Source organism: Thalassospira sp. (assembly GCF_048059015.1).
Classification (GTDB): domain Bacteria; phylum Pseudomonadota; class Alphaproteobacteria; order Rhodospirillales; family Thalassospiraceae; genus Thalassospira.
Genome location: NZ_JBLLNT010000008.1, coordinates 1 through 25,669, shown reverse-complemented (window position 1 = coordinate 25,669; position 25,669 = coordinate 1). Strand labels below are relative to the sequence as shown.

General features: G+C 53.5%; 24 protein-coding genes and 1 tRNA gene. 14 read left to right on the top strand and 11 right to left on the bottom strand.

Translation table 11 applies throughout. The features are described 5' to 3' along the window. Positions 1–255 precede the first annotated feature (255 nt). Together ACMZ66_RS12140 and ACMZ66_RS12135 are read left to right on the top strand one after the other, a co-directional pair. The gene (locus ACMZ66_RS12140) at positions 256–1,086 is read left to right on the top strand and encodes an undecaprenyl-diphosphate phosphatase (RefSeq protein WP_416937469.1); all 831 of its coding nucleotides are present in this window, start codon (positions 256–258) and stop codon (positions 1,084–1,086) included. Between the two features lie 48 nt (positions 1,087–1,134). Beyond that, on the top strand, positions 1,135–1,674 hold the full coding sequence (locus tag ACMZ66_RS12135) for a GNAT family N-acetyltransferase (RefSeq protein WP_416937468.1): 540 nt from the start codon (positions 1,135–1,137) through the stop codon (positions 1,672–1,674). A 21-nt stretch (positions 1,675–1,695) separates the two neighbouring features. Here the strand turns inward: ACMZ66_RS12135 and ACMZ66_RS12130 are convergent, their stop codons facing one another. Continuing rightward, positions 1,696–1,971 (bottom strand): DUF3572 domain-containing protein, encoded by a 276-nt coding sequence (locus ACMZ66_RS12130; RefSeq protein ID WP_416937467.1) that lies wholly within the window; start codon positions 1,969–1,971, stop codon positions 1,696–1,698. 21 nt (positions 1,972–1,992) lie between these two features. Next, complete coding sequence (locus ACMZ66_RS12125) at positions 1,993–2,382, bottom strand: hypothetical protein (protein WP_416937466.1); 390 nt, start codon at positions 2,380–2,382, stop codon at positions 1,993–1,995. Positions 2,383–2,854: 472 nt separating this feature from the next. On the opposite strand from ACMZ66_RS12125, the gene ACMZ66_RS12120 reads away from it, so the two are divergent. Then, on the top strand, positions 2,855–3,466 hold the full coding sequence (locus tag ACMZ66_RS12120; protein WP_416937465.1) for a substrate-binding periplasmic protein: 612 nt from the start codon (positions 2,855–2,857) through the stop codon (positions 3,464–3,466). A gap of 273 nt (positions 3,467–3,739) precedes the next feature. On the opposite strand, the gene ACMZ66_RS12115 is transcribed toward ACMZ66_RS12120, so the two are convergent. Then, positions 3,740–3,827 (bottom strand) — tRNA-Leu (locus tag ACMZ66_RS12115). Positions 3,828–4,048: 221 nt separating this feature from the next. Here ACMZ66_RS12115 and ACMZ66_RS12110 point away from each other — a divergent pair. The 3 genes from ACMZ66_RS12110 (at position 4,049) to ACMZ66_RS12100 (ending at position 6,578) form a co-directional block, all read left to right on the top strand. After that, positions 4,049–5,449 (top strand): autotransporter domain-containing protein, encoded by a 1,401-nt coding sequence (locus tag ACMZ66_RS12110; RefSeq protein ID WP_416937464.1) that lies wholly within the window; start codon positions 4,049–4,051, stop codon positions 5,447–5,449. A 137-nt stretch (positions 5,450–5,586) separates the two neighbouring features. Then, the gene (bluB, locus tag ACMZ66_RS12105) at positions 5,587–6,273 is read left to right on the top strand and encodes a 5,6-dimethylbenzimidazole synthase (RefSeq protein ID WP_416937463.1); all 687 of its coding nucleotides are present in this window, start codon (positions 5,587–5,589) and stop codon (positions 6,271–6,273) included. Positions 6,274–6,326: 53 nt separating this feature from the next. Next, positions 6,327–6,578, top strand: coding sequence for a hypothetical protein (locus ACMZ66_RS12100; protein ID WP_416937462.1), 252 nt, complete (start codon positions 6,327–6,329; stop codon positions 6,576–6,578). 49 nt (positions 6,579–6,627) lie between these two features. Here the strand turns inward: ACMZ66_RS12100 and ACMZ66_RS12095 are convergent, their stop codons facing one another. From ACMZ66_RS12095 to ACMZ66_RS12075, 5 genes are all read right to left on the bottom strand, one after another. Next, positions 6,628–6,984 carry a hypothetical protein gene (locus tag ACMZ66_RS12095; RefSeq protein ID WP_416937461.1) on the bottom strand — a complete coding sequence of 119 codons (357 nt, stop codon included), beginning with the start codon at positions 6,982–6,984 and terminating at the stop codon, positions 6,628–6,630. Between the two features lie 93 nt (positions 6,985–7,077). Continuing rightward, positions 7,078–7,845 (bottom strand): competence/damage-inducible protein A, encoded by a 768-nt coding sequence (locus tag ACMZ66_RS12090; protein WP_416937460.1) that lies wholly within the window; start codon positions 7,843–7,845, stop codon positions 7,078–7,080. A gap of 64 nt (positions 7,846–7,909) precedes the next feature. Beyond that, complete coding sequence (mutT, locus tag ACMZ66_RS12085; RefSeq protein ID WP_416937459.1) at positions 7,910–8,341, bottom strand: 8-oxo-dGTP diphosphatase MutT; 432 nt, start codon at positions 8,339–8,341, stop codon at positions 7,910–7,912. An 89-nt stretch (positions 8,342–8,430) separates the two neighbouring features. Further along, complete coding sequence (locus ACMZ66_RS12080) at positions 8,431–9,027, bottom strand: ankyrin repeat domain-containing protein (protein ID WP_416937458.1); 597 nt, start codon at positions 9,025–9,027, stop codon at positions 8,431–8,433. A gap of 31 nt (positions 9,028–9,058) precedes the next feature. Further along, on the bottom strand, positions 9,059–9,868 hold the full coding sequence (locus tag ACMZ66_RS12075) for a hypothetical protein (RefSeq protein WP_416937457.1): 810 nt from the start codon (positions 9,866–9,868) through the stop codon (positions 9,059–9,061). A gap of 113 nt (positions 9,869–9,981) precedes the next feature. Between ACMZ66_RS12075 and ACMZ66_RS12070 the strand changes: the two genes are divergently transcribed. Beyond that, a complete protein-coding gene (locus tag ACMZ66_RS12070) occupies positions 9,982–10,836 on the top strand; it encodes an alpha/beta hydrolase (protein WP_416937456.1) in 855 nt (284 codons plus the stop codon). Positions 10,837–10,904: 68 nt separating this feature from the next. Here ACMZ66_RS12070 and secA read toward each other — a convergent pair whose 3' ends face one another. Further along, positions 10,905–13,613 (bottom strand): preprotein translocase subunit SecA, encoded by a 2,709-nt coding sequence (secA, locus tag ACMZ66_RS12065; protein WP_416937455.1) that lies wholly within the window; start codon positions 13,611–13,613, stop codon positions 10,905–10,907. A gap of 323 nt (positions 13,614–13,936) precedes the next feature. On the opposite strand from secA, the gene ACMZ66_RS12060 reads away from it, so the two are divergent. The 4 genes from ACMZ66_RS12060 (at position 13,937) to argJ (ending at position 18,837) form a co-directional block, all read left to right on the top strand. Then, positions 13,937–15,049, top strand: a complete 1,113-nt coding sequence (locus ACMZ66_RS12060) for a hypothetical protein (RefSeq protein ID WP_416937454.1) — start codon at positions 13,937–13,939, stop codon at positions 15,047–15,049. A 57-nt stretch (positions 15,050–15,106) separates the two neighbouring features. Next, positions 15,107–16,219 (top strand): hypothetical protein, encoded by a 1,113-nt coding sequence (locus ACMZ66_RS12055; protein WP_416937453.1) that lies wholly within the window; start codon positions 15,107–15,109, stop codon positions 16,217–16,219. A 315-nt stretch (positions 16,220–16,534) separates the two neighbouring features. Beyond that, positions 16,535–17,401, top strand: coding sequence for a peptidylprolyl isomerase (locus tag ACMZ66_RS12050; RefSeq protein ID WP_416937452.1), 867 nt, complete (start codon positions 16,535–16,537; stop codon positions 17,399–17,401). Positions 17,402–17,607: 206 nt separating this feature from the next. After that, entirely contained in the window at positions 17,608–18,837 is a 1,230-nt protein-coding gene (gene argJ / locus ACMZ66_RS12045; RefSeq protein WP_416937451.1) for a bifunctional glutamate N-acetyltransferase/amino-acid acetyltransferase ArgJ, read from the top strand. A gap of 84 nt (positions 18,838–18,921) precedes the next feature. On the opposite strand, the gene ACMZ66_RS12040 is transcribed toward argJ, so the two are convergent. Together ACMZ66_RS12040 and ACMZ66_RS12035 are read right to left on the bottom strand one after the other, a co-directional pair. Continuing rightward, positions 18,922–20,196: a pentapeptide repeat-containing protein gene (locus ACMZ66_RS12040; protein WP_416937450.1), complete on the bottom strand. Its 1,275-nt coding sequence runs from the start codon at positions 20,194–20,196 to the stop codon at positions 18,922–18,924. 177 nt (positions 20,197–20,373) lie between these two features. Further along, a complete protein-coding gene (locus ACMZ66_RS12035) occupies positions 20,374–21,645 on the bottom strand; it encodes a pentapeptide repeat-containing protein (RefSeq protein ID WP_416937449.1) in 1,272 nt (423 codons plus the stop codon). A 366-nt stretch (positions 21,646–22,011) separates the two neighbouring features. On the opposite strand from ACMZ66_RS12035, the gene ACMZ66_RS12030 reads away from it, so the two are divergent. The 3 genes from ACMZ66_RS12030 to ACMZ66_RS12020 form a co-directional block, all read left to right on the top strand. Then, on the top strand, positions 22,012–23,235 hold the full coding sequence (locus ACMZ66_RS12030; RefSeq protein ID WP_416937448.1) for an HDOD domain-containing protein: 1,224 nt from the start codon (positions 22,012–22,014) through the stop codon (positions 23,233–23,235). A gap of 175 nt (positions 23,236–23,410) precedes the next feature. Further along, positions 23,411–24,634: a response regulator gene (locus ACMZ66_RS12025; RefSeq protein ID WP_416937447.1), complete on the top strand. Its 1,224-nt coding sequence runs from the start codon at positions 23,411–23,413 to the stop codon at positions 24,632–24,634. Between the two features lie 15 nt (positions 24,635–24,649). After that, positions 24,650–25,669, top strand: a 1,020-nt coding sequence (locus ACMZ66_RS12020; RefSeq protein WP_416937446.1) for an HD domain-containing phosphohydrolase, incomplete at its 3' end; no start/stop codon positions are given.

Here is a 25,669-nt window from a genome sequence, read left to right as displayed (position 1 = left end):
TAAAAGGGTTTTATGTTGCGGGTTTCGGTCTGTATACGCGGCTAATACGCAATAATCTAGCACAAAATACATTATAGGTCAGCCTTATTGACTTAAATATCCGCACAGCAATTCTGGTCTTTTGGATTTGAACCGAATTTTGAACCGCAATAAAGTTTCAATAGTACCGAAATGGTACTATTTATGCATTTCGTGCAAATGCGCTAAACTGCTATAAGCGATGAGTTTTTGCCGCGAACAGCCACAGAGGCCGGAGTGACCCTACAGCACATTATTCTTCTGGCAGTCGTTCAGGGGATCACCGAATTTCTTCCCATCAGCTCATCTGGCCACCTCATCCTTGCCCCTGCCATCACCGGCAGCACGGATCAGGGTTTGTTGGTAGATGTGGCTGTGCATGTTGGTACTTTGGCAGCGGTTCTGATCTATTTCTGGCGTGATGTGTTCGCCATGCTCGGCGGATTCGTTCGGCTGTTTACCGGGCGCATCAATCCCGGCGCACGCCTTGCCATTCACATTGTTCTGGCCACCATCCCGGTTATTGCCGTTGGCTTCTATCTGAAGGTGTCTGGCATCGAAGAACAATTGCGTTCGGTCGAGATCATCGCATGGACCACGCTTGGCTTTGGCATCCTGTTGTGGATTGCCGATAAGGTCGGCATGACGATCAACCGGCTCGAGCATATGCGTTGGGGCGGTGCTTTGTTTATCGGCCTGGCACAGGTTCTGGCCCTTATTCCGGGCACCAGCCGTTCGGGCATCACCATGACGGCTGCGCGCTTCATGGGGTATGAGCGTTCAGACGCAGCACAGTTTTCCATGCTGATGTCGATCCCGGTTATTCTCGGTGCCGGTCTTTTGGCGGGCCTCGACCTGCATCAAAGCGGCGACATTGCGCTTACCGAAGACATTCTTCTGGCAGCCGGTCTCTCCTTCCTGACCGCACTGATCGCGATTGCCGTTCTTATGAGCTGGCTTAAACGATCTAGCTTCACGCCATTTGCCATTTATCGCGTCCTTTTGGGCGGCGCTCTTCTGGTCTGGATTTATGTCTATGGCGGCGCACCGCTTCCGTTCATGAGCTGATCAGCACACGCTCACCAGCCACCTCTGCCTGAACTCAAAGAGCCCCACATGTTTTTAGGTCCCCTTGACCCGGTGGCCGATGGCCCCGCATTGCACGTTATTTTTGGCGATCCTGAATGTTGCACCTGGCTTCCCGAACCAGCTTTTGCCGATCTGGATGCAACAATCGCCAAGCTGCGTAACTGGACAACGGGGCTTGAGGCGACCTCATGGGTGATTTGCGAAACGCCCGACGGCCCGGCACTTGGCCGCATTGCGCTTTATAATGTCGGGCGCGACAAGAATGTCTGGGAAGCCGCCTGCATGGTGACCCCCAAGGCGCGCGGACATAACTATGCCGCGCGCGGGCTTCATTTCGCGATCCGCTATTTGTTTGCCAACACCAATGCACGCCGGGTCTTTGCCGATATCGACCCGGACAATCATGCATCAATCAAAACGTTTGAGAAATTGGGCTTCACCCGCGAAGGCGTATTACGCGGCGAATGGGAAACCCATATCGGCATTCGGGATTCGGTAATTTTCGGATTATTGCGCACCGACCAACTGGCCGATATCCCAAACCCGCCGGAATTCATCGCAGGCTAAATCACCGGCATTCGGGCTCCGTTAGTCCTGCCAGATCGGGCCACCCGACAGAATGATCTGCGCACGCGCCGGGTCTTCGGGCGCATAGTCGGAATCCTCAACAAAGCGCATCAGAAACGGCTCATGTGATAACAGGAACTCCAGCGCCCCTGCCTGAACCTCGTTCGAGCCTATCCCTGCCCGCAGGTCTTCAAGCCCCATACCGGTTTGCGCGACCAAGCCTTCAAGCAGCTCCTCATCACCGGCAATATGGGCAATGGCGCGAATGGCCAGCGTTTCAGCAGCTTCCTTGTTCATCACAATGTCCGACAGATAGAGTTATTTAAACCACTTGGCCTTGGCCATGGCACGCCAGACGACCAGCCCGGCAACAACGATGATTGCCGCAGCAATCCCGCCAAGCCCATTTCCAGCCATCAATACCAGCCCCCAGAAGCCAACGGTACCAAAACCGATCGCAAGGCTTAAGAAAGCCGACTTTGTCAGGGTATCCTGATTTTTCTGGGCGGCTTCGGCACGTTTGATCTCATCAACGATCTCGTACCAGGCCAGCTGCTGCCAACGGGAATATTTGAGCCCCTTGCGCGGACCTTTGCGCAGGAAATCATCGAGCTGCTTGACGATATTTGCCGCACGCTCTTCGGGGGCAACATATTTGCCGATCCGTTCTTTTTTGCGCGGGCCTTCGTCCAGTTCTTTCTCGATCATGTTCACGGGATCTCTTTCAACTCCGAGCGATAATCGCACTTTGCCTCGTTCTTGGTCCTGACCCTAGGCCCAACCGATTTAAATCCGGTAAACCAAATTCCTATGTGCGTTTCGTCACAGCGCAGACGATAAATGCATATTAGAAGCAGCCAAACATCGAAACCTACCCTTAAGATTAGGTTTCTGGCAAAATTATTTTTTGCTGAATTACTGCATGTTTGCGCACCTTTTCAAAGGCTTCTGGTTTCACCTGCGTAATGAGACACTCTTACGGACAGGTAAAGGCTAACAATGGGTGCAGCACGCCCATACATACACATCAGATAAATGCAATATTGGACCACCGGATGCAGCGCACCCTTCTAACGCTAAGCTTTCTGTTAATTGCGATCTTGTTGATGCCATCCCCGGGCAAAGCGTCCGGGAAAAAGGTGTCCCGGTTGTCGCATCTTGCAGTCCCTGGCCGCCCTATGTGGTCGATGGCGCCAATCCGGGTGGCCTTTTGGTCGACTATGTCCACGACCTGCTTGCCTCATTTGGCTATGACGTCAAGATCGAAGTCTATCCATGGAAACGCGCGATTGATGCCGCACGCGACGGATCGGTTGATGTGATTTTCTGCGCCGAGGCCGGCCAGGCAACCACCTATGGACTGAATTACGAATTCCCGATCCTTGTCAGCGACACCATCCTGATCTCGCACAAGAACTACCCGCTGGAAGCCAACCAGCTTTGGGACCACCGCATCGCGGTTGGCGCGGGTTATTGGTATGGCGATGTATTTGAAAGTCGCAGATCAGATGTAGAAACCATTGAAGTCGTTGATGATCACACCATCCTGCGCATGATCGCAAGCCAGCGTGCAGATGCCGGCCTCATGGAAAAGGCCGTCGCCGATTCCCTGATGCACACCTATCCGGAACTTGGCGAGTTGCTGTACATCAGCAAGCAGCCAGTTGCGACCCAGACATTCTATTTTGCGACATCCCCTGAAACCAAGGTCGACATGCGTCATCTGCGCCGCCACTTGGCCATTGCTGACCCGGTTCCGATCATCCAACAACTCACCGCTGCATCGAATTAGGATGTACCCCGACCCAAACGGGCTCCGCACTGCGTAAGGTGGCCGATCAGGCCACCGTCAATGCCGCAATGGCAATCACGCCAAAAGCAATAAGATGGATCATCAGCAATCTCCTGATTTCAGACAGGATGAAACACGCCTGTTTCGGACTGTATCGATCCGCACACAAAGCGACGAATGAACCTTATGCCTGCAAAAATCGGTGAAACGATGGCGTAATATGGCCATTTCATGCCGACGCGGCTTTTGGGGATGTTTACATTTTTAGGGGAATGGTGCGGGCGGCCGGACTTGAACCGGCAAAGCCTTTAGGGCCGGCGGATTTTAAGTCCGCTGCGTTTACCAATTTCGCCACGCCCGCAAAGCGTGTGAAAACCGGCCTTCCAACCGGCAGATCAGGGTTCTAGCGCGACTTTCTGATCGGTGCAACATCCTATTGCGCGATTGCCGATCTGCCAGACATCGGCAACTAAGCGGGCGTCCCCACTGCGCAATGGGGCAAGATTGCCCGGTTCATTCCACATTCCCTGCACTTTTGCTGCTCATAGTTGTCTGCGCTCATAAACCAATGCGCAGATATTCATGCACAGGCATACGAAAACCATACTGGCCGCCACGGTATGTGTCGCCACTGCTGCGATCTATGCTTCCCGCGGTGTCACACCAAATATCATCACCTTGGCCTTTGCCGAGGATGATGGTGTTGGCCCTGCCCCACCGATCCTGCGCAGTGAAACTCTTAATCGCGCGAACAATCGCCGTCGTCATATGAACCGTCTGTATGACAAGATGGATAAGGATATCTATGACAGCACACTGGCCCCGTTGCTGTTTGACGGCTTCATCCCACCCGCCGAGCAGGCGACCGAGAACCTGCAATTTGGATCCGGTGTTACGACCCCGTCCGAAGTCTTTGGCGGGCGCGCAGCCCTGTCATCACTGGCACGCAAGATTGATTTTGACAGTGCGGCGGGAACATTCCCAACTCAATCGCGCACCGTACGTGTGCCGATCAGCATCTGGGTTGTCGGCAATCAGGCCGATCTTGAAAACCGCGTCACCGGATCGGGTTATGATCCGGGACTGAGTGGTGACACGGTTTCGATCGATAGTGGTGTTGATTACCTTGTCGGCGATGGGCTGGTGCTTGGCCTTGGGGCGGGATGGGGCAGCACCCTTGGCGAAAGCAGCAAACATCAATTGCGTTACCGCGAAAGCAACTTTGCCCTGTCGCCCTATTTCGTTGCCCGCGTGACCGACTGGCTTAATCTGCGCGGCAGTGTCAGCCTTGGCAAAAGCACAATCCGCCAATCGGCGATCGGCACCGTTCCCAATGACCTGCCCTATGCCGAAACCATTGAAAGCACCACGCTTTCCAATTCCATCGGCTTTGGCTCGGAATATGAATTTGGCGTTGTACCACTTAGCCTGTCGCTTGAAGGCGACATGATCACCGCACGCGAGTATCTTGGCGATGGGCGGGCAACTGATGGCGGGCTGATTGCCGGAAGCACGGCGACCACACGCCTGTTTGATGCAGCACTTGAAGCCCGCTATCGATTGTCATTTGGCAATCACCGCATCATCCCCTTTGCCGGGCAGGAAGAAACCATCTCGCTGTTGAACCAGAATTACGGGCGCAGCGGGTCGACCCGCTATTATGTCGGGTCGGACTATGCCTATGACCCGCTGAATTTTGATCTTAGCATTCAGGGGTTCCGTGATTTGGCAACCGGGTCCGATCCGGTTGAAGGTGTGCGGTCTGAATTTTCCCTGTCGCGTGACATGTTCCAGTCGCAATTAACCCTGCAGCCCTTTGTCAGTATTGAAAGTACCAACCGTTATCTTGATACTGGTGGCGGGGTGACACAGGAATGGGGACACTTCCCCGGACAGCTTCGGTTTGAGGTCCGGCGCAAATTAACCTATGAAATTCCGCGCGGTAACTATACCGGGCTGCTCAGCATTGATGTGCCGTTCTAGGGTAAAGGCCGACTTCACACGATACCCTGTTCACAGATGTCGGCATCAAGGCGCATCTTGCTATTGGCGTTCGCAGCGCTGACAGGTAGGGTGCAGAGCAGAAAACAGATATAGCCAAATACCAGCAGGCCCGCGCCATGACGCAAACCGATCCGATATCGAAAAGCACCAACCAAGATACTGAGTTGAGCCCACCGGTCTTTGACCAGGCTTTTCAAAAGCAGTTTATCGATCTTTTGCTCTGGCGCCGTGACGTGCGACGCTTCCGCACCGATCCGATCCCGCAAGAAGACATCAATGACCTGATCAAGGAAGCCTGCCTTGCCCCGTCGGTTGGCAATTGCCAGCCATGGCGCTTTGTAAAGGTCAACGACCCGGATCGCCGTAAATCCATCCGCGACAGTTTCGAGCGCGCCAATAACGAGGCGCTCAATGACTATCACGGTGAACGCGCCAAGCTTTATGCATCGCTGAAGCTTCAGGGCATGGATCAGGCGCCGGTTCAACTTGCCGTCTTTGCCGACGAAGAGACCGAGGCGGGTATGGGTCTTGGTCGTAAGACGATGCCGGAAATGCTCGATTACTCAGCCGTTGCCGCCGTACAGCTTTTGTGGCTGGCCGCGCGCGTTAAGGGCATTGGTGTTGGCTGGGTGTCTATCCTTGAACCTGATGTGGTTGGCAAGACACTTGAGGTTCCTGATCACTGGCGACTGATTGCTTATCTGTGCATCGGCTATCCGGAACAGGATCACGTCGTGCCCGAATTGGTGCGTGAAGGCTGGCAGGAACGCATTGATCCTGATGCCCTGACACTTGAACGCTAAGTCTGTAAAACCCGCTTCCCACAGCAAGAATATCAACCAACAAGGATATCAGGATGTCTGCCGATAAAGGCCAACCGAGCACCCCGGATCAGCCCCAGAAAAAGGGCATGTCCAATGGCGTTTATTTCAAGATCATGGGCTATCTGCTGACCGCAGGCTGGGTCGGTTTCATTCTGGCGGCATCCGGTGGTGATTTTAGCCATCCGATGTTTGACTATATCTTCATCGTCCCGCTTGCAGGCTGGATCATCGGCATGATCATTGCGCGTGTAATCGCCAAGAAAACCGGTGCGGATCGCCCGTAAGGCATCCTGACCCCATCATTGCAAAAGGCGCCTTGATGGCGCCTTTTTCTTATTTCCGGTCAACATCATCGCGATTACGTGTGCGTTCATCGCGATATCGATCGTCATCGGAAAACCCGCCCAGCGTCATGATCCCGATGCCAAGACTGATGCCGCCAAAAGTGATGAACAGGCCAAAGAACAACAAAAAGATAAAGACCGGCGCATCACGCGATGACATCGCAAGGCTATAGATCCCACCAATATCGAAAAACAGCACGAGTGCGCCAAACACCAACGCGCCCACACCGCCATAGGCCGTGTGTTCGATCATAAAACGCACAATCGAACGCGCTTCGCGTGATGCCTTGCTCGCACGTGGATCATCGCCGTCCGGCAGTGGGTGATTTGGTGTGTCGCTATTCATGTTCTTTTCCCAAAAGGTCAGAACAATTCTAGACGTGCTTTGCACTTGGTTCTTTGACCAAACGCAATTGATCGCTTTGGCTGGGTCTTGGGCTTATACGGCGCTTACTTCACCGGTATCTTCGATGACATCTCGTCCGCCATCGATAATAACCGTGCGAATGCGCTCGGATGCCTGATTGACGTCATCGGGATTTTCACCCCGTACGACCAGTGTCGTACCAAGCTTGCCTTCGCGCAGGAACGGATAAGACCCGATGTCGGTTTCGGGATAATCACCCTGAATTTCTGCCAGCACCTTGGCAATCGTGCCTTCGGGGATGTAGCCGCCGACAGAGCGCGACACCATCGGCTTGCCACCGATCAGCTGATGTTTGATGCCCTGGAACATCGCCTGCATGATCATCGGCACACCGGCCATGACATAAACATTTTCCATCCGGAAACCCGGCGCCTTTGAAATCGGGTTTTGCACAAGCTCCGCCCCGACCGGGACATGGGCCATGCGCAAGCGCGCCTCATTGAGGTCTTCGGGATTTTCGTAATGGCTTTTCAGAAGCGCATGGGCGTCCGCATTAAGCTCAATATCAACGCCAAATGCCTTGGCAACGCATTCTGATGTGATGTCATCATGGGTCGGGCCAATGCCGCCTGTGGTAAAGACATAGTCAAATTTCGCCCGGCATTCATTGACGGTTGCAATGATGGTGTCTTCGATATCGGGGATGACGCGCGTTTCAGACAGGCGCACACCGATCTTGTTCAGTTCTTCTGCCAGATAGGGCAGGTTCTTGTCGTGGGTACGGCCCGACAGGATTTCATTGCCGATAATAATCAAACAGGCACGGACCGGATCAGACATTACATCCCCACAACTTCAATTGAATTTCGATCTGCAAACCATACGGCGCGGTGCGCCCGCTGGCTCACAGAAAATCGCGCAACATCGCCACAAGCGGCACATCAGCCGGCGGCATCGGATAATCGCCGAGCCGCACCGGGCGCACCCATTTGACCTGCTGCCCTTCCATCGGCGTGATCTCTCCCTTCCAGACGCGACACAAATAAAGCGGCATCATCAAATGAAAATCATCATAGGTGAAAGAGGCAAAGGTAAAAGGTGCCAAGCAGCTTTCGGTGATGTCGATGCCAAGCTCTTCCTTAAGCTCGCGCACAAGCGCCATTTCGGGCGTTTCACCAGGCTCAACCTTGCCACCGGGAAACTCCCACAGCCCTGCCATCGACTTGCCTTCCGGGCGCTGCGCAATCAGCACACGATGATCGGCATCCACCAGCGCAATCGCACTGACAAACACCGTTTTCTCCGGGATTTTCCCCTGGCGCAAGTCAACCGACATGCAGCCTTTATCTGGTTGTTGTATTGTCATGGCACTGTTTTATCGCGCCGTTTTGCGTTCGCCAAGTGCTGAGCGCAGCCAACTTCAAATTAGCCACCCAACATCCGCTCCGCCTGCACAAAATCAGTACGCGGAAGTACCCTGTTGCCGCCACCCTGTGCCCAACCGGTCAGGTAATCAAGCGCACGATACCCTTCATCATCAGCATTATAGGGATCAGCACCTGCAGCCATCAGACGGGTAATCACCTCAAGACTGGCGGAAGAAGCGGCATAGTGAAGTGCTGTCTGCGCACCATGTTTTGGCACCTCTGCCGGACCCGTCAAATTTGTCTTGGCATTTACATCTGCGCCGTGCCCCAGCAACCAGATCACAGAACGCAGATCGTTGCGTTCTGCTGCTGCCATAAGGGCGGTTTTACCGTTCTGGTCGCGCGCCTCGACATCGGTGAAATACCCCCGCGCCCACAAGATCGGCAATACATCGCCGCGTGCGACCACAGCATGAAGCAAAGGTGCCGATGGACCAACGCCACCGCATGCTCTGATCATGTAAAGCATCGCTACACTCGGGATGGATGGAAGGGCAGCGAAGGCCACAGCAGATGCATTACCAAGCAGCATTGCCCGGATCGCATTTTCCGGCACCAGCCCGTCGCAATCAACACCGTAGGTCAGCTCAAACAACAACCGCGTTGCGTATTGCGTTGCCGCTGGATCAGCCCCCCCCCTCGGATCGCCAATAGGCCGCCAATAGTTCGGCTGTTCGTGCACCAAGTTCTGAAATCCTGTCATATGCCTGTTGCTTGCTTGGGATGACCAGTGACCAGTTCTCGAACGGAAGTCCCGTTACTGGCCAACGATCTGACATGGTTTCAGGACGGATCATTGCCGATTGCAAGACACGCGTTTTCCTAACCACATCAAGGATCTGTTTGGAGCTATTTGATGCGGTCAGTGCATAGCTTTGCTCCAAAAATTCTGAGGTTTCGGCCAACGGGAAGTTCGGCAAAACGCCGCACCCCCAAATACAGCCACCCCGTGGGATTTTCTCATCCCCTGCCCCACCAAACAGAGGATCAAGTGCGCCAAGAAACGCTGGTTCAACACGCAAGACGGCACAAGGAATGGCATAAAAATCCGGGTGCGTGATGGCGGCGCCGCTGACAGATGCCAGAATGATGGTTGGAAACAGACTTTGCGCAGTACCATCAAACTTTGGCGGCGTGCCAATGCGCTCCCTCACTGCAGGATCAAGATCGTTTGGAACGGCCGCCAACAACGCATCCTGTAACTCAGAAATGACTTGGTCACGTTCAGAGCTTTGCTGCTCAAGCGCAAACCGGATCAGCATCTGATCAAGAACACCAAGCGCATCATTTCGCCCGGCAATTCTGCCAAACGCCGCTTGCGGATTGGAAAGGATTCCTGCAATTGCCTTTTCATAGTCGGAACTTTGGGCACAGGCTGGTGCGGCCCAAGTCACGGCCGTCAACATTGCGACAGATATCAGCGATCGCAGGATCATTTGTGGTCGTCCTGATGCCAGCCCAACAAGCAATTTAGCAAAGAAACGATCTTACGCTTCATTTGCGGCGTATAGATTGATGTTGTTACGACCTTTATTGATTTGAATGGCCAATGCGCGTTTTGAAATTAACGACCAATGTCCTTGTTGCTGCATTTCTTCTGACAGCCTGCGACAAACTGGGTGCCTATAACTATTGGCAGGCAGGGGATTTCAAACCTGACATCGCTGATCTTTCCTATGGCGATGATCCCCGTCAAAAGCTTGATCTTTATCTGCCAGACGTTGCTGTTCAGCCGGCCCCGCTTTTGATCTGGTTTTACGGCGGATCATGGGATTCGGGGGATAAGGCGAAATATGCGTTCGTCGCCAAACGCTTTACCGAGCTTGGCTATGCAGTTGCGATCCCAGATTATCGGCTGGTACCCGATGTACATTTCCCGGCATTCATCGAAGACAGTGCATCTGCGATTGCCTTCATGAAGGGTTATGCCAAGAACCATCGTACCCAAATCAAACCTGGTCCAATCATGCTGGCAGGGCACTCGGCAGGCGCCTATAATGCTGTTCAGGTGGTAGCCGACCCGGTCTATTTACGTGATGTCGGTTTGGATAGTGATGATATTGCCGGGATTATCGGTCTATCTGGCCCCTATGACTTCCATCCTTACGATGTCAGCGCAACACAGATTGCCTTTGGCGACACCCCGGCTAGCAAAAGTCAGCCAGTCGAAATGGACCTATCCGCCATGCCGCCGCTTCTTCTGATCACGGGCAATCGCGACCACACCGTTTTCCCGCGCAATTCGCGCCGACTTGCGGAACTGGCCCCTAACGCCAAGTTGGTTGAGATCGAGGAAACCGGTCATGCCGGAACCTTGATTTCACTAGGTTTCTATCTGACCACCAATAACGCTGTTTTGGGACCAGTTTCCGAATTCCTTGGGCAACACTTGCCATCAAGCTGAACCCAACAACAAAAAAGCGCGCCTCCAATCGAAGGCGCGCTTTTTTTGACCTTACTCCAACGGTCTGATCAGGCGATCTGACCGTGGCAATGTTTGTATTTCTTGCCTGAACCGCATGGGCAGGCCTGGTTGCGTGCGACGCGGCCCCAGGTTGACGGGTCGTTCGGGTTCGCCGGACCAGATGCCTGACGGGATTGAACAGTTCCGCCTTCGGCAGCTGCTTCGCCACCTTCAAGCTCATCACGGTTTTCGTGCATTTCCTGCTGCGGACGACGCGCTTCAAGGTCTTCGGGGCGAGGGGTCGATTGCAGTTCAACATGTGAGAGCATCTGGGTCACACGTTCACGCAAGGAAACCAGCATGGCTTCGAACATGTTAAACGCTTCGCGCTTGAACTCGTTAAGCGGATCGCGCTGACCATAGGCACGAAGACCAATGCCCTGACGCAGGTGATCAAGGGCCAGAAGGTGTTCTTTCCAGGACTGATCAAGCAGCTGAAGCACCAGGCTCTTTTCGACCTGACGCATGATATCGGCACCGTAATTGGCAACCTTGGCCGCCATTTTCTCGTCAGCAGCCTTTTCGATGCGCTCGCGCATGGCTTCCTGATCGATGCCTTCTTCGGTAACCCAATCTGCAATCGGCAGATCAATGCCCAGAAGACGGGTGGTTTCTTCGTGCAGGCTGGCTGCTTCCCACTGTTCCGGGTAAACCTTGGCCGGGCAGTATTTATCAACGAGGTCCTCGATGACTTCGGCACGCATATCAGCAACATCTTCGGCAACATGTTTTGCCTGCATCAGGTCGCGGCGCTGTTCATAAACAACCTTACGCTGGTCATTCATGACATCGTCAAACTTCAGAACGTTCTTACGAATGTCGAAGTTACGCGCTTCAACTTTCTGTTGGGCTTTCTCAAGTGCCTTGTTGATCCACGGATGGTAAATCGCTTCACCTTCCTGCAGACCAAGCTTCTGGAGCATACCGTCCATACGTTCCGAGCCAAAGATGCGCATCAGGTCATCTTCAAGCGACAGATAAAATTTCGAACCACCCGGGTCACCCTGACGGCCGGAACGACCACGCAGCTGGTTATCCACGCGACGTAATTCGTGACGTTCCGTACCAATCACGAACAGACCACCAGCCGCCAGAACCTTTTCCTGATCGGCTTTGACTTCGGCTTTGATCTTTTCAATTGCTGCCGCGCGTTTGGCTTCGTCAGTAACATCAGCCAGTTCGTGCTCAACACGCATCTCGACGTTACCGCCAAGCTTAATGTCGGTACCACGGCCGGCCATGTTGGTCGCAATGGTGATTGCGCCCGGTGCACCAGCCTGTGCGACAATCAATGCTTCACGCTCATGCTGCTTGGCGTTGAGAACTTCATGCGGGACTTTCTTCTTTTTCAGAAGCTCTGAAAGAATTTCCGATTTCTCGATCGAAACCGTACCAACCAGTGCCGGCTGACCACGTTTGTGGCAGTCTTCAAGCTGCTCGGAAATAGCGACCCACTTTTCATTGGCGGTGCGATAAATCTCGTCATCGGCGTCTTTACGGGCAATCGGGCGATGGGTCGGGATTTCGATAACCTGAAGGCTATAGATTTCCTCGAATTCTTCGGCCTCGGTCATTGCCGTACCGGTCATACCCGCCAAGGTCGGATACAGACGGAAATAGTTCTGGAAGGTGATCGATGCCAAAGTCTGGTTCTCGTTCTGGATCTTGACCTGTTCCTTGGCTTCAAGCGCCTGATGCAGGCCATCAGAATAACGGCGGCCTTCCATCATACGACCGGTAAATTCGTCAATGATGACGACCTTGTCGTCCTTGACGATATAGTCGGTGTCTTTCTGGAACAGCTTGTGCGCACGAAGTGCCTGATTGACGTGATGGACAAGATGAACGTTGGCAACGTCATAAAGCGTGCCTTCGGTCAAAATACCCATTTCCATCAGAAGCTGTTCGGCATGCTCGGTGCCTTCTTCGGTCAGGGTGACGGCGCGTGCCTTTTCATCCTTCTCGAAATCTTCTTCGGTCAGTTTCGGGATCAGCGCATCAATCGCGCGATAGAGTTCCGAGCTGTCCTCGGCCGGGCCGGAAATGATCAGCGGGGTACGGGCTTCGTCAATCAGGATCGAGTCGACTTCATCGACGATTGCAAAGTTGAACGGGCGCTGCACCATGTCTTCAAGGCGGAACTTCATGTTATCGCGCAGATAATCAAAGCCCAGCTCGTTATTGGTCGCGTACGTAATGTCACACGCATAGGCTTCGCGACGCTGATCATCGGTCATGCCATGCATGATCACGCCAACCGTCAGACCAAGGAAGCCATAAACTTCGCCCATCCATTCCGCATCACGACGGGCCAGATAGTCGTTGACCGTGACCACGTGAACGCCCTTGCCTTCAAGCGCATTCAGATAGACCGGAAGGGTCGAAACAAGGGTTTTACCCTCACCGGTTTTCATCTCGGCAATTTTGCCGGATGTCAGAACCATACCGCCCAGAAGCTGCACATCGTAATGGCGCTCGCCGCGGACACGTTTGGATGCCTCGCGGATGGTGGCAAAGGTATCAGGAAGGATATCGGTCAGAGTCTCGCCATTCTTGAGACGTTCGCGCAGCCAATCGGTCCGGGCGCGCAGTTCGTCGTCAGTCAGCTTCTCGACTTCGGGTTCCAGGGCATTGATTTGCTCGACCGTGGCCCGCAGGGCTTTGACTTCACGATCGTTAGCTGAACCGAAAATTTTCCGGGCAATGGCGCCGAGCATTAATACGTTCCTGAACAAATGAATAAAGACACGATTAGGCAACGGCAGAAAGCCGAGCCCGATCACAGATAGAACCCTGCCTGCCATCTGTCAACGGAACGAACCAATATCGCTAATGTTGGGCCGGAATTTACGCAAATCGGCGTGAAATCTCCTGTCTACATATTGCCAAACAGACCACCGAATACGCTTCAAGCTTGAGATATGTGCAAAATAATCGTACTATTCGCGTCATAGTTTTAAAACTCAAAGAGCATGTAGCTCTGTTTTGGCAATCAGGATGATCCTGATATCCACGCCAAAAACATCCTCAGGAGGAGGAAATGGTCGATTTCTCCGCGCTTAATCCATTCCGTCAGGGCCAATCAGGCCTGACTGATGCGCGTCAGCCACTTGCCAAAACCAATCCCGATGCGGGGCAGAATTCCGCGCAGGCCAATACCGATGCGCGCACCCGCATTGATCCGGTTGCACTATCTGATGATGCACTGGCGGCCCACAATGACAGCCAGAAACTGGCACCAGCCAACAGCAAGGCGCTGTCTTCAAAACCACTGACGACCGAAGAGCTGTTTGAGCGCGCGCTTGATGCGTCGCTTGAGCTGATCCGTGGCAGTGTCGAAGAAATGTTTGCCCTGTCTGGCATGAGCCAGGAAGACGCGATTGCCGCTACCGATGCGATGTTTAACGGCATCAAGGACGCGGCGAAGGGCCAGGACCAGTTCGAATTTTCCTTTGATCAGGCTATCGCCAGCCACAGCAAAACCGCGATCTCCTATGCCGGGGCCAATGGTGCCGCGGTTGGTGTATCGGAGTCTGCGATGATGGCGGTACAATCGCTTGATATCAGCATCAACAACGAAACCGGCGAGTTTTCGTTTAACTACGAAGCGGCAAAGGTTGAAGTCGTCCGCACCGAAGCGGTTGCAATTGGCAACAGCATGGGTGCTGCCCTTGGCGCGCTTGGCAATGTCATGAACGGGCTTGGTGGTGGATCGCTGGTTGATATGCTTGGCAACCCGGCAAGTGCCGGGGATGGCGGCCTTCTGTTTGACATCAATGACAACGGAGTCGCCGAGTTCATCCGTGAATTGATGAACGCAACCGTTGGCACCGAAGACACCAAAGAAGGCGAAGACGGAACCCTCGCCTCTGGTAATGCCGTGGCTGGTCCGTCGATTTCCGCTGAACGGATGGCGGCCTTGAATGCCCAGATCACTGAACAGTTCATGGAACAGGCGACGTTGATCGTTCGTGGCATCAACGAAATCCCGGCCGAAAATGGCGAAGGAGGCAATCAGCTGCAACTGAGCGTCGATATGCTGATGCCGATGGGCCGGTTTGGCCAGGATGATGGCAATGCGACCTTCAGCTTCCCAACCGGTGAAACTGTGCCGGTGATTGACCCGACCCAGGAACAGGATGTTCTGATTTAATCTGCGACGGGATGTTGGTCACCAACATCCCGCAGCCCTTCAGGAAGGAGGCGCTGTATGTTTGATCATTCCACACTTTCCAATCAGAGCGCTGTTCAAAATGCAGCGAACATCGCATCATCGCGCGCAGCACCGAATGGCGCGCTGGCATCTGATGCGACCAGTGATCAGGATGCCAATCTTGCACAGCAACGCTCCATCGTTGATCAGATCGATTTAAGCCTTGAGGCCAACCGCCGCATCAATGATGCCATTGGTGAATTTCAGCGCCCGGTCTTTGAGTTCGAGACCGATATCCTTGAAGTCTACAAAGGTCTGAAACCGGCACTGGATGACGCCCAGACACGTCTGAACCGCGAGGCTTTCATCGTTCTTGCCATGATGGGTGTTCCGCCCGCCAAGGCACGTGCGATGGCCAATGCCATGACCGGCGGTGATCCCTCCGACCTGAAACTTGCCAATGCCACTGGTGCAGGTGGTTCTGCATCCGTGCAGGAACTGGCCGTTAACATTTCCCATGGCAAGGCCAAGGTTAATCTTGGTCAGGTGTCGGTTAGCTCCCGTCAGGTTTCAATCGATTTCTCATCAATTGAAACCCGCTTTGCCAAGGCTGCGGGCAAAGTTGATATTTCCGTATCAGAATTCAAAGCGCATATCGAAATGATCCGGGTCGAGATCGCCCAAGCGTTTCAAAAGGATCCGCTGATCCTTGACCTTGATGGCAATGGCATTGACATCACAAGCCTTGAAGACGGTGTTCAGTTTGACATTGATGGCGACGGATCGGTTGATCAAACCGCATGGATCCGCGGTGCCGATGCGCTTCTGGCACTGGATCGTAATGGTGATGGCGAGATCAATGATGGCCGTGAGCTGTTTGGCGATCAAAACGGTGCCAAGGACGGCTTTGAAGAGCTGGCCAAATTTGACGATAATCTGGACGGCCTGATTGACGAAATGGATGGTGTATTCAGCTCGCTCGTTCTATTGCATGCTGACGGCAGCCAACAAAGCCTTGCCGATGCGGGGATCAAATCAATTTCGCTATCGCTTGTGACACAACTTGATGAACGCCTGATTGGCGGTGATCTGGTGGCAAGTTCGCAGTTTGAGCGTGAAGACGGATCGACCGGCCAGGTTGGCGAAGTCTTCTTTGACGTCAGGGCTTAGGCAGTCAGCAGCATCTAACTCCCCCAATAAATTTCACGCAACGGTCACCTTATGATGGTGACGTAGATCTCCGAGTTTGAAACATCATCTCGCCCGGCATCCCGGTGGGCTCACACAGCCTTGCGGTTTTAACCCGCAGGCATCCTCCCCATATGTCCCAGCGCGTATGTAAGCGTTTCACAATTTGGACAGATTGCTTTGCGAAAAGGCCAACCTCCCACGGCGAAGCCTTGTGCATGAAACGCTTATGTGATTTACCCGTGGGTCGAGGCGCCGGGCAAAAAAGCCCGTCTGAAATCAAAGTCTGGAGAAACTATGCTGCGCAAAACCCTTCTTGCCGCGTCGCTGGCATCCGTCATTTTTGCTACCCCTGCCATGGCACAGGACGCTGCACCGGCCGAAGATCCGGTATTGGCGACGGTCAATGGCGAGGAAATCCTTGAATCTGAAGTCCGCGCGACCCAGCAGGGCCTGCCGCAACAGTATCGCCAGCTTCCGTTCGAGATGCTTAAACCTGATCTGCTGACCCGTGAAATCAATCAGCGCCTGCTGATGATTGCTGGCAGCGACGCCGGTCTTGCCGAAGATGCCGACGTCAAGGCACGCGTTGAAGCATTGCAGCGCCGCGTGATCGCAGAAACCTTCCTTGACCGTGCACTTGATGAAGCGGTCACCGAAGACGCGATCAAAGCAAAATATGACGAGTTCGTCGCAAGCAACGAACCGGAACCGCAGGTTCACGCACGTCATATCCTGCTTGAAAGCGAAGAAGACGCCAAAGCCATCATCGCAGAACTTGACGATGGTGCAGACTTTGCCGAACTCGCCAAAGAAAAGTCCACCGGCCCGTCCGGTCCGAATGGCGGTGACCTTGGCTTCTTTAACCGTGCCGACATGGTCGCACCGTTTGCAGAAGCTGCCTTTGCCATGGACGCAGGCAGCTATTCCAAGGAACCGGTTCAGACCCAGTTTGGCTGGCACGTGATCCTGGTTGAAGAGAAAAAAGCTGGCACCCAGCCATCCCTTGATGAAGTCCGTCAGCAGCTTACCGCCGAAGTAACCCGCGATGCGATCACCGCGATCGTTGATGACCTTCGCGAAAAAGCCGATATCGTCAACAATGTCGAAATCGAAGCTGAAAAAGCAGCTGAAGAAGCCGCCAAGGAAGCTCCGAAAAACTGATCAGACCGGGTTGATGCAACCCGTCTTGAAAAGACGTAAAGACAAACGGGGTGAGGCCATTGGCTTTGCCCCGTTTTTGCGTTACCAGAACATTGATCCCAAAGAACTATTCTGCTGCTTGATTTTCGCCACCATTACGGCAGGATAAGTTTGGGTCTGACCAACGGGTCACTGCCCCCAACATACCACTTAAGGAATTTGCACTGATGGTTGCGACTTCGCTTTCACCCCTTGCCCCTGCGGCTTTCCCGGACCTTCCGGCCATTGATGGTGTCAAACTGCATACTGCAACGCTTGGCATCCGATACAAGGGCCGTCCGGACGTGCTGTTGGCAGAACTTGAACCGGGCACCCAGGTTGCCGGTCTGTTTACCACCTCGACCACCGCATCTGCGGCTGTTCGCTGGGGGCGCGAGGCGTTGAAAGGCGGATCGGGTCGCGCATTTTTTGTGAATGCCGGTAACTCCGTTGCCTTCACCGGCAAGGCGGGCGAGAAATTCGTTGCCGATAAGGTCGAAGCCGCATCCAAGGCGTTTGGCTGTGCAAAGAATGAGATTTTCACCGCATCCACCGGCGTGATTGGCGAACCAACCACGGCCAATCGCATCACCGATGCGATTGGTGATCTTCTGACCAACGAGGCAAGCTGGCTTGATGCCGCCAAGGCCATCATGACCACTGACACCTTCCCGAAAGGTGCATCGGCAACCGCCACCATCAATGGCACCAAGGTCACCATTGCAGGCTTTGCCAAGGGTTCTGGCATGATCGAGCCGAACATGGCCACCATGCTTGGCTTTGTCTTTACCGATGCAAACCTGCCGCACAGCGTGCTGCAGCCAATCCTTGCTGATTGCAACAATCGCAGCTTCAACGCGATCACGGTTGATAGCGACACATCGACGTCTGATACCGTCCTTCTGGCCGCAACCGGCAAGGCAGGCAATTCGGCAGTTTCCAATATCAACGATCCGGCATTGGCAGATTTCAAGGAAGCCCTTGAAACCGTGCTGCGTGATCTTGCCCATCAGATCGTTCGTGACGGCGAAGGTGCGACCAAATTCATCACGGTCAATGTCACCGGTGCCGTGAACGAAAAAGAAGCCAAGATTGCCGCCAAGGCGATTGCCAACTCCCCACTGGTTAAAACCGCCATTGCGGGTGAAGACGCCAACTGGGGCCGTATTGTTATGGCGGTTGGCAAGTGCGGCGTGACCGCTGATCCAAACAAACTAACCGTTTCAATCGGTGGCATTGAGCTTGCGAAAAACGGCGAACGCGTTGCGGACTATGACGAAGCGCCCGTCAAAGCGCACATCAAAGGCCAGTATATCGACATTGATACCGACCTTGGTTTTGGTGACGGTGCTGCCACGGTTTGGACGTGTGATTTGACCCATGGCTATATCTCGATCAATGCGGATTACCGCAGCTAATTGATTGCGTCTTAAACGACAGCACAAAAAACATAAACGCCGCCTTTAATGGGCGGCGTTTTGCTTTTGCTGTCGGATGCGGTTTTATCTCTTGCGCGGGATATTCCCGTTCAAAACCAACCCGACATTGGCACCGTCAAGCTCGACCTCGTTCAAATCAGTATCCCCAAAGGCCACACCAGCGACATTTGCCTTTGTCAGGTTTGCGCCCTTCATCTGCGCCTCCTGAAAGATCGAGTTACGCAAATCAGCCTGTTCGAAAATGGTGTCTGTCAGATCAGCACGCCAAACCGTACCGGTCTTTGCACCCTTCTTGTCACGCTGATCGACACCACCGAACTGTACGCCCTGAAACACGGCTTCGGTGCAGTCGGATTTGGCCATACGCACACCATCCATAACAGCACCGTTCATGCGAACCTTCTGCATATTGGCTTCGCGCATCGAGCACATCGCAAGGATCGTATCGACAAACAACGCACCGCGAAGCGTGCATTTATCAAACACAGCACCGGACAGATCCATTCCCGAAAAATCCATTCCCGACAGATCACGCCCGGCCGCAATCATCGGCATTCCGGTTTTACCGCCCGATGACAGCCATTCACTGTGCCCATTCACCAGATCACGAATATCGTCTTGAAGCGGTGCTGCCGGAGCACCACCACCGATGGAATTGGAAGTATTGGACTGTGAAAGATCGACATCCGTCAAATCGACATTGCGCAGGTTCGCACCGCTTAGATCCGCACCAACCAGCTCACATCCCTTAAGCTTCGCTCCTTTGAGGTTTGCGTTACGCAGCTTCGCGCCATTCAGGTTACAGCCCGTAAGGTCGGCGCCCTCCAAGTTCACCGCGAACAAGTTCGCATCGCTCATATCGGTATTGGCAAGGCGAGACCCCGACATGTTGGCACCCGAAAGATTGGCACCCCACATCATTGCCCCTTCAAGGTCGGTATTGGTCATGTCGGTGGTTCTTTTAACGGGGCGTTCTTGCGCCCCATCAACAACGACCATGATACCAGCGCGTAGATCGATCCCTGTAAGGTTTGCACCGCGCAGTTTGGCGCGCGCCATATTGGCCCCGCGCAGGTCCGCTCGCTGGAAACTCGACCCTTCCAGATTTGCTTCGATGAAGTTGGAGCCGAACAAATCACAAAAATCAAAACAGACTTCTGTTGCGGTTGCCTGAATGAAATTCGCGCTAGGCAGTACCGCGTCTTGCAGGCTGATCTTGCTCATTTTTATGCGTGACAGGTTACCATTACGCATCTGCATGCGGCGGCCACCCGGCTTTTGATTGAGATAAAGCTGATGCAGCTTGATTGCTTCGATCAGCTCAGAGCGCGATGACATCGGGCAGCATTCTCCGCCGCTAAATTACGTTTCTTTAATTCAGCTTCTAGAATGCAACAGTTTCACAAGAAGGCAACGCAAATCACGCCACGAATCCCGCTTATTGTTCCATCAGGAGAAATGTTTTCTGTCCACGACCGATGTGGCTTAAGAAAGCCTGCCTCCGGGTGGGGCGGCCTATGCTTTTTCCGACACGTTCCCGCTCAGGATAGAACTGGTGTTCGTGCCTTCCATTTCGACCTCGGACAGGTCTGTTTCACCAAACGCCACACCCGCAATATTCGCCTTTGTCAGGTCGGCACCTTTCATCTGCGGCTTATCGAAAACCGAGTTTCGCAAGTCCGCGTGCGAGAAGTTGGCAGATGTCAGATCCGCACGCCAAACATCGCCGGTCTTTTGACCTTTGGCGTCACGCTGTTCGACGCCACCAAACTTGACACCCTGACAAATGGCTTTGCTGCAATTGGCATAAGACATCCGAACACCATTCATGACAGCACCGCTCAGGCGGGCACGGGTCAGATCGGCATTGCGCAGGGAAGTCATCGCAAGAATGGTGTCGACCAGGATCGCCCCGCGCAGGATGCAGTCATCAAAACAGGCCGCCGATAGATCAAGCCCCGTGAAATCAAGCTCGGTCAGATCACGCCCGGTCAGGTTAAGTGGCTGACCCGATGCCCCACCACTGGTCAGCCATTCTGTATGTGCATTGATGACTGCACGCACATCTTCTGGAAGGGGCGAGGTTGACTTACTGCCAATCGAATTGGCGGTATTGGCCTGTGTCAGATCGACATTACTGAGATCAACATTGCCGAGATTTGCCCCGGAAAGGTCCGTTCCAACCAGCAAGGCGTCAAGAAGCTTTGCACCTTTCAAGTTGGCGTTTTTAAGTTTGGCCCCGGACAGGTTACAGCCAGACAAATCCGCACCGGCCAGATTAACCGCAAACATGTTGGCATCACTGAGATCCGCATCAGCCAACCGCGCACCCGACATGTTACTTTCAGAAAGGTTCGCACCCGCCATCATCGATCCTTCAAGATCGGCATTGGCAAGATCCGTCTCGCGCTTGACCCGCTTTTCGCGGCCCGCATCGACAATGACCATCACGCCAGAACGAAGATCAGCACCCTTAAGGTTGGCACCGCGCAGTTTGGCGCGCGCCATGTTTGCACCGCGCATATCCGCGCGAATGAAGCTGGAACCTTCAAGGTCGGCTTCGACAAAGTTGGTGCCAAACAAGTCGCAGAAATTGAAGTTTACTTCGCGGATGCTGGCTTGAATGAAATTCGATCCGGGCAGAATTGCATCTTCCAGACTGATCTTGCTCATCTTGATGCGCGACAGGTTGCCATTGCGCAGTTGCATGCGCTTACCGCCCGGCTGCTTCATCGCATAGAGCTGGTGCTTCTTGATCGCTTCAATCAGTTCTGTACGCGTTGTCATCTAGTGGATCGCACTCCCGGTCGATCAAAGACTGCGTGATGTTTTGTTGTTCTTTACGTCTTCCAGATTGTACTCAAGCAGGGCCATCAACAGTCTGACAAAATATGACAATTGTATAAAATACATTGTAGATATAGATGCTTAGACCAAAGCAACATATACAATTGTACAGGTAGCAAGACTTAAATCTCGCCTCCTTATCGTGCACCAAATGATTACACACTGATATCACTGCACAATTGGCAGAACTGACCATTGCACGACCCCGAATTATCATGTGCTAATTTTAGACATGTGGTCATCCAATCTTGTGATCAAGCCCCCAAAATCCCATCTGCACTAAAATGATTTTCGAGAATCGAGGCCATGCACCACATTCTTTTTGTCGATGACGATGCCAACATCCTAAGTGGACTGCGCCGCCGACTGCGCGGCTTGCGCCCGGAATGGGATTTGCACTTTGCCGCCAATGGTGCCGAAGCAATCGAACTGGCCAACAATCATTCCTTAGATGTGATCGTTTCTGACATTCAAATGCCGGAAATGGATGGGGTGACCTTGCTTGAAACGCTCCAGGAAACGCACCCTGACGCAGTCCGGATTATCCTGACTGGTCATGCAGATAATGCGTCCTATCTGCGCACCATCGGCCCGGCCCATCAGTTCCTGAGCAAACCTTGTGAAAATGATGTCCTGATTGGCAGCATTGAAAATGCGCTTGGCTTGCGCCAGTTGCTGCAAAGCCCCGAGTTGCGAAGCCTTGTCGCAAATTCAAAAAGCCTCGCCTCGCCGCCTGATACCTATATGCGCCTTGAGGATGCTTTTTCCGATCCGAATTACTCGCTTGATAGCATAAGCCAGATTGTCGAGTCCGATATCGCACTGACCACCGAAGTCCTGAAGCTGACCAATTCATCCTATTTCGCGGTAACCCAGAACGTTTCATCCGTTGCCCATGCTGTGCGCATGTTGGGTATGGAAACGCTTAAGGCACTTGCTCTGTTTGTCGGGCTTTATCGCGGCTTTGAAGGACCACCCAGTCAGGCCGCCAGTCTTAAACGACTATGCCACCGCAGCCAGCAGATCGGTGTCACCGCCGCCCTGATTGCCGAGTTCGAGCATCTTCCACGGGAAATCTGTCAGGCAGTGCCTTCGATTGGCATGCTAAGCCATATCGGCACCCTGATCCTTTACACCAACAAACCCGACGAGATGGAGGCCGTCACCAAACGGGTCGAGCAAGAAGGCATATCGATCATAGAGGCCGAAACCGAGCAATTTGGCGCAGCACACCCGGAAATCGGAGCCTATCTTTTGGGATTGTGGGGTTTTGCTGCCCCAATCATTCAGGCCGTTGCCTATCACCACCGCCCGATGGATTTACCCCACCGGGAAATGAGCGCCCTGACCACGATCTATATTGCCCAGCATCTTGCGCGTGAATTGGGCGAATATGACAATGGTAAAACCGTCGAAAGCCATATCGACATGGAATATCTAAGCGCGCTTGGCAAAGACCACAAACTTGAAGAATGGACCAACATCGCCCGGATCGTGGCAACCCGGTATCACGAACTGACCGACGAATAAGAACCCTGCCACACCGCATGGTTGCAAAAATTTAATCCCGCCACACAAACCGTCCATACACTCAGAATAGTGCGCTTTTAAAGCAGGATGGCAGCAATCCTCCTCATATGCGGACTATGATTTACAGCCTTTTAGCCCCATGTAATGATGATGAGACACGCATAAGAGGCAAATCATGAGCATCATCCTGTTTGTTGATGATGAAACCAACATTCTTGAAGGGCTCCGCCGCCGGCTGCGCACTGCGCGACCGGACTGGGAACTTCATTTTGCCGAAAATGCAGAAAGCGCCCTGGCCCTGACAAACGAGATGGAGCCAGACGTCATCATATCCGACATGCGAATGCCCGGTATGGATGGCGCAGCCCTTCTAACCCAGATGCAGAAAAAGCACCCTCATAGTGCGCGGATCATCCTGTCTGGCTTTTCAGAAGAAGAAGCCGTTTTGCGCACAGTCGGCCCGGCGCATCAATATCTGGCAAAGCCCTGCGACAATGACATGTTGCTTGAAACCATCGATAACGCCCTTGATCTGCGCCATTTGCTCAGCAATCCGGAATTGCGCGCCCTGGTCGGGGGTATTGAAAGTCTGGCCTCCCCGCCAAGCACCTATACCAATCTGCTCAAGGCGCTTGATGACCCGATGGTCTCGATCGATGCGCTAACAGCAATTGTTGCATCTGACATCGCACTGACCGCCGAAATCCTGAAACTGACCAATTCGGCCTATTTCGCCATCCGGCAAAAGATCACATCGATCTCACAGGCTATCCGCATGGTCGGGATTGATACGTTAAAGGCACTCGCCCTGTTTAACGGCCTGTTTCAAAGCTTCACGGGCGCAAAAGCCGACGCTGCACGCATTACCCAACTTTGTCAGCGCAGCCAGCAATTGGGCGTCCTTGCCACCATCATTGCCGAACAGGAAAATCTGCCACGTGAAGTCGTAAGCGTGATGGCCGCCATTGGCATGCTCAGCCATACCGGCAGCCTGATCCTCTATGCCTTCCGCTCAAAAGAAATGTCTGATGTCATTGCACGGGTTGAGCAGGAAGGCATCCCCGTCAGCGTCGCCGAACGCGATCAGTTTGGTGCAACCCATTCCGAGGTCGGTGCGTATCTATTGGGACTCTGGGGTTTTCCAAGCGCGATGGTGCAAACCGTTGCCTATCATCACCATCCGCAAGACACCCCGCATACGGAAATGAATGCGTTAAGCACCATTTACATTGCCCAGAACCTTGCGCGCGAAATCGCCATTGAACTTCGAACCGGCACAGCACCCGAAAGCCGGATTGATCTGGAATATATCGAACGGTTGGGCAAAAGCCATCGATTGGCGGCCTGGCGTGAAACGGCACGTATCGTCGAAGAAAGATACGCCGATCTGGTCAAATGAGGGAGATGGAGCATCATGGAAAATCCCCCTGTCCTGTTTGTCGATGATGATGAAAACCTTTTGATGGGGCTTAAACGCAAGCTGCATGGCAAATTCAATATCGACACGGCACTTGGCCCGACCGAAGCACTGAACAAATTCAAAAGCGGCACACAATACGCCATCTGTGTTGCCGATATGCGCATGCCTGAAATGGATGGCGTGCAGCTGTTGGCCGAGATCGAAAAACTAAGCCCCGACACGGTCAATATGATGCTGACCGGCAATGCCGATCAGCAAACCGCGGTCGAAGCCATCAATCACGGGCATATCTTCCGCTTCTTTAACAAGCCCTGTGACGATGATGACCTAATCAGCGGGTTAAAGGCCGGTCTTCGCCAATATCAACTAATCACAGCCGAAAAGGCCCTGATCGAACAAACCTTGGCGGGTAGTATCAAAGTCCTGACCGAGGTTTTGGCTCAACTCAACCCGATCATCTTTGGCAAAGCGATGCGTGCCAAACGCTGGTGCGACATAATCACGGGTGAAATCAATTATCCGCACCCTTGGGAATTGGGTCTGGCGGCCCTTTTGGCGCCAATCGGTTATGTGTCTTTGCCAGCCGAAATTCTGGCACGACTGGGCGAAGACAAACCGTTACAGCCGCTTGAACGCGATATTGTCCGCCGCACGCCCGAAGTCGCGCGCAATCTGGTATCCAACATCCCGCGTCTCGAAAATGTGGCCGAGATCGTCTATTTGCAAAACCGTGACTATAACGATGGTGGTTTTCCATCTGACGGCCCCGAAGGCAAAGACATCCCGCTGGGGTCGCGGATTTTGCGTATCCTCAATGATCTGGGCAAGATTGTGGATAGCGACCTTGTCGTCAAACAGCATTTCGATGAATTGCGCCAGAAATCAAAACGCTATGACATGGCACTGTTTGACAAAATCGAACTGGCCCTGGCACAGATTGACCCATCCTATGATCAGTCTGCCTACCCCGAAGGAACCGAGCACGACATTTACCTCAAACACCTTCGGATGGGC

What these genes read in the sequence shown, in the direction of transcription:
- ACMZ66_RS12040 (WP_416937450.1), bottom strand. Translation starts at nt 20,196, where the DNA reads ATGTCATCGCGCTCTGAGCTGATCGAAGCAATCAAGCTGCATCAGCTT.
- ACMZ66_RS12125 (WP_416937466.1), bottom strand. Translation starts at nt 2,382, where the DNA reads ATGATCGAGAAAGAACTGGACGAAGGCCCGCGCAAAAAAGAACGGATC.
- ACMZ66_RS12100 (WP_416937462.1), top strand. Translation starts at nt 6,327, where the DNA reads ATGTCTGCCGATAAAGGCCAACCGAGCACCCCGGATCAGCCCCAGAAA.
- ACMZ66_RS12075 (WP_416937457.1), bottom strand. Translation starts at nt 9,868, where the DNA reads ATGATCCTGCGATCGCTGATATCTGTCGCAATGTTGACGGCCGTGACT.
- ACMZ66_RS12110 (WP_416937464.1), top strand. Translation starts at nt 4,049, where the DNA reads ATGCACAGGCATACGAAAACCATACTGGCCGCCACGGTATGTGTCGCC.
- ACMZ66_RS12050 (WP_416937452.1), top strand. Translation starts at nt 16,535, where the DNA reads ATGCTGCGCAAAACCCTTCTTGCCGCGTCGCTGGCATCCGTCATTTTT.
- ACMZ66_RS12090 (WP_416937460.1), bottom strand. Translation starts at nt 7,845, where the DNA reads ATGTCTGATCCGGTCCGTGCCTGTTTGATTATTATCGGCAATGAAATC.
- ACMZ66_RS12055 (WP_416937453.1), top strand. Translation starts at nt 15,107, where the DNA reads ATGTTTGATCATTCCACACTTTCCAATCAGAGCGCTGTTCAAAATGCA.
- ACMZ66_RS12130 (WP_416937467.1), bottom strand. Translation starts at nt 1,971, where the DNA reads ATGAACAAGGAAGCTGCTGAAACGCTGGCCATTCGCGCCATTGCCCAT.
- ACMZ66_RS12095 (WP_416937461.1), bottom strand. Translation starts at nt 6,984, where the DNA reads ATGAATAGCGACACACCAAATCACCCACTGCCGGACGGCGATGATCCA.
- ACMZ66_RS12030 (WP_416937448.1), top strand. Translation starts at nt 22,012, where the DNA reads ATGCACCACATTCTTTTTGTCGATGACGATGCCAACATCCTAAGTGGA.
- secA (WP_416937455.1), bottom strand. Translation starts at nt 13,613, where the DNA reads ATGCTCGGCGCCATTGCCCGGAAAATTTTCGGTTCAGCTAACGATCGT.
- ACMZ66_RS12070 (WP_416937456.1), top strand. Translation starts at nt 9,982, where the DNA reads ATGCGCGTTTTGAAATTAACGACCAATGTCCTTGTTGCTGCATTTCTT.
- ACMZ66_RS12035 (WP_416937449.1), bottom strand. Translation starts at nt 21,645, where the DNA reads ATGACAACGCGTACAGAACTGATTGAAGCGATCAAGAAGCACCAGCTC.
- mutT (WP_416937459.1), bottom strand. Translation starts at nt 8,341, where the DNA reads ATGTCGGTTGACTTGCGCCAGGGGAAAATCCCGGAGAAAACGGTGTTT.
- ACMZ66_RS12135 (WP_416937468.1), top strand. Translation starts at nt 1,135, where the DNA reads ATGTTTTTAGGTCCCCTTGACCCGGTGGCCGATGGCCCCGCATTGCAC.
- bluB (WP_416937463.1), top strand. Translation starts at nt 5,587, where the DNA reads ATGACGCAAACCGATCCGATATCGAAAAGCACCAACCAAGATACTGAG.
- argJ (WP_416937451.1), top strand. Translation starts at nt 17,608, where the DNA reads ATGGTTGCGACTTCGCTTTCACCCCTTGCCCCTGCGGCTTTCCCGGAC.
- ACMZ66_RS12060 (WP_416937454.1), top strand. Translation starts at nt 13,937, where the DNA reads ATGGTCGATTTCTCCGCGCTTAATCCATTCCGTCAGGGCCAATCAGGC.
- ACMZ66_RS12025 (WP_416937447.1), top strand. Translation starts at nt 23,411, where the DNA reads ATGAGCATCATCCTGTTTGTTGATGATGAAACCAACATTCTTGAAGGG.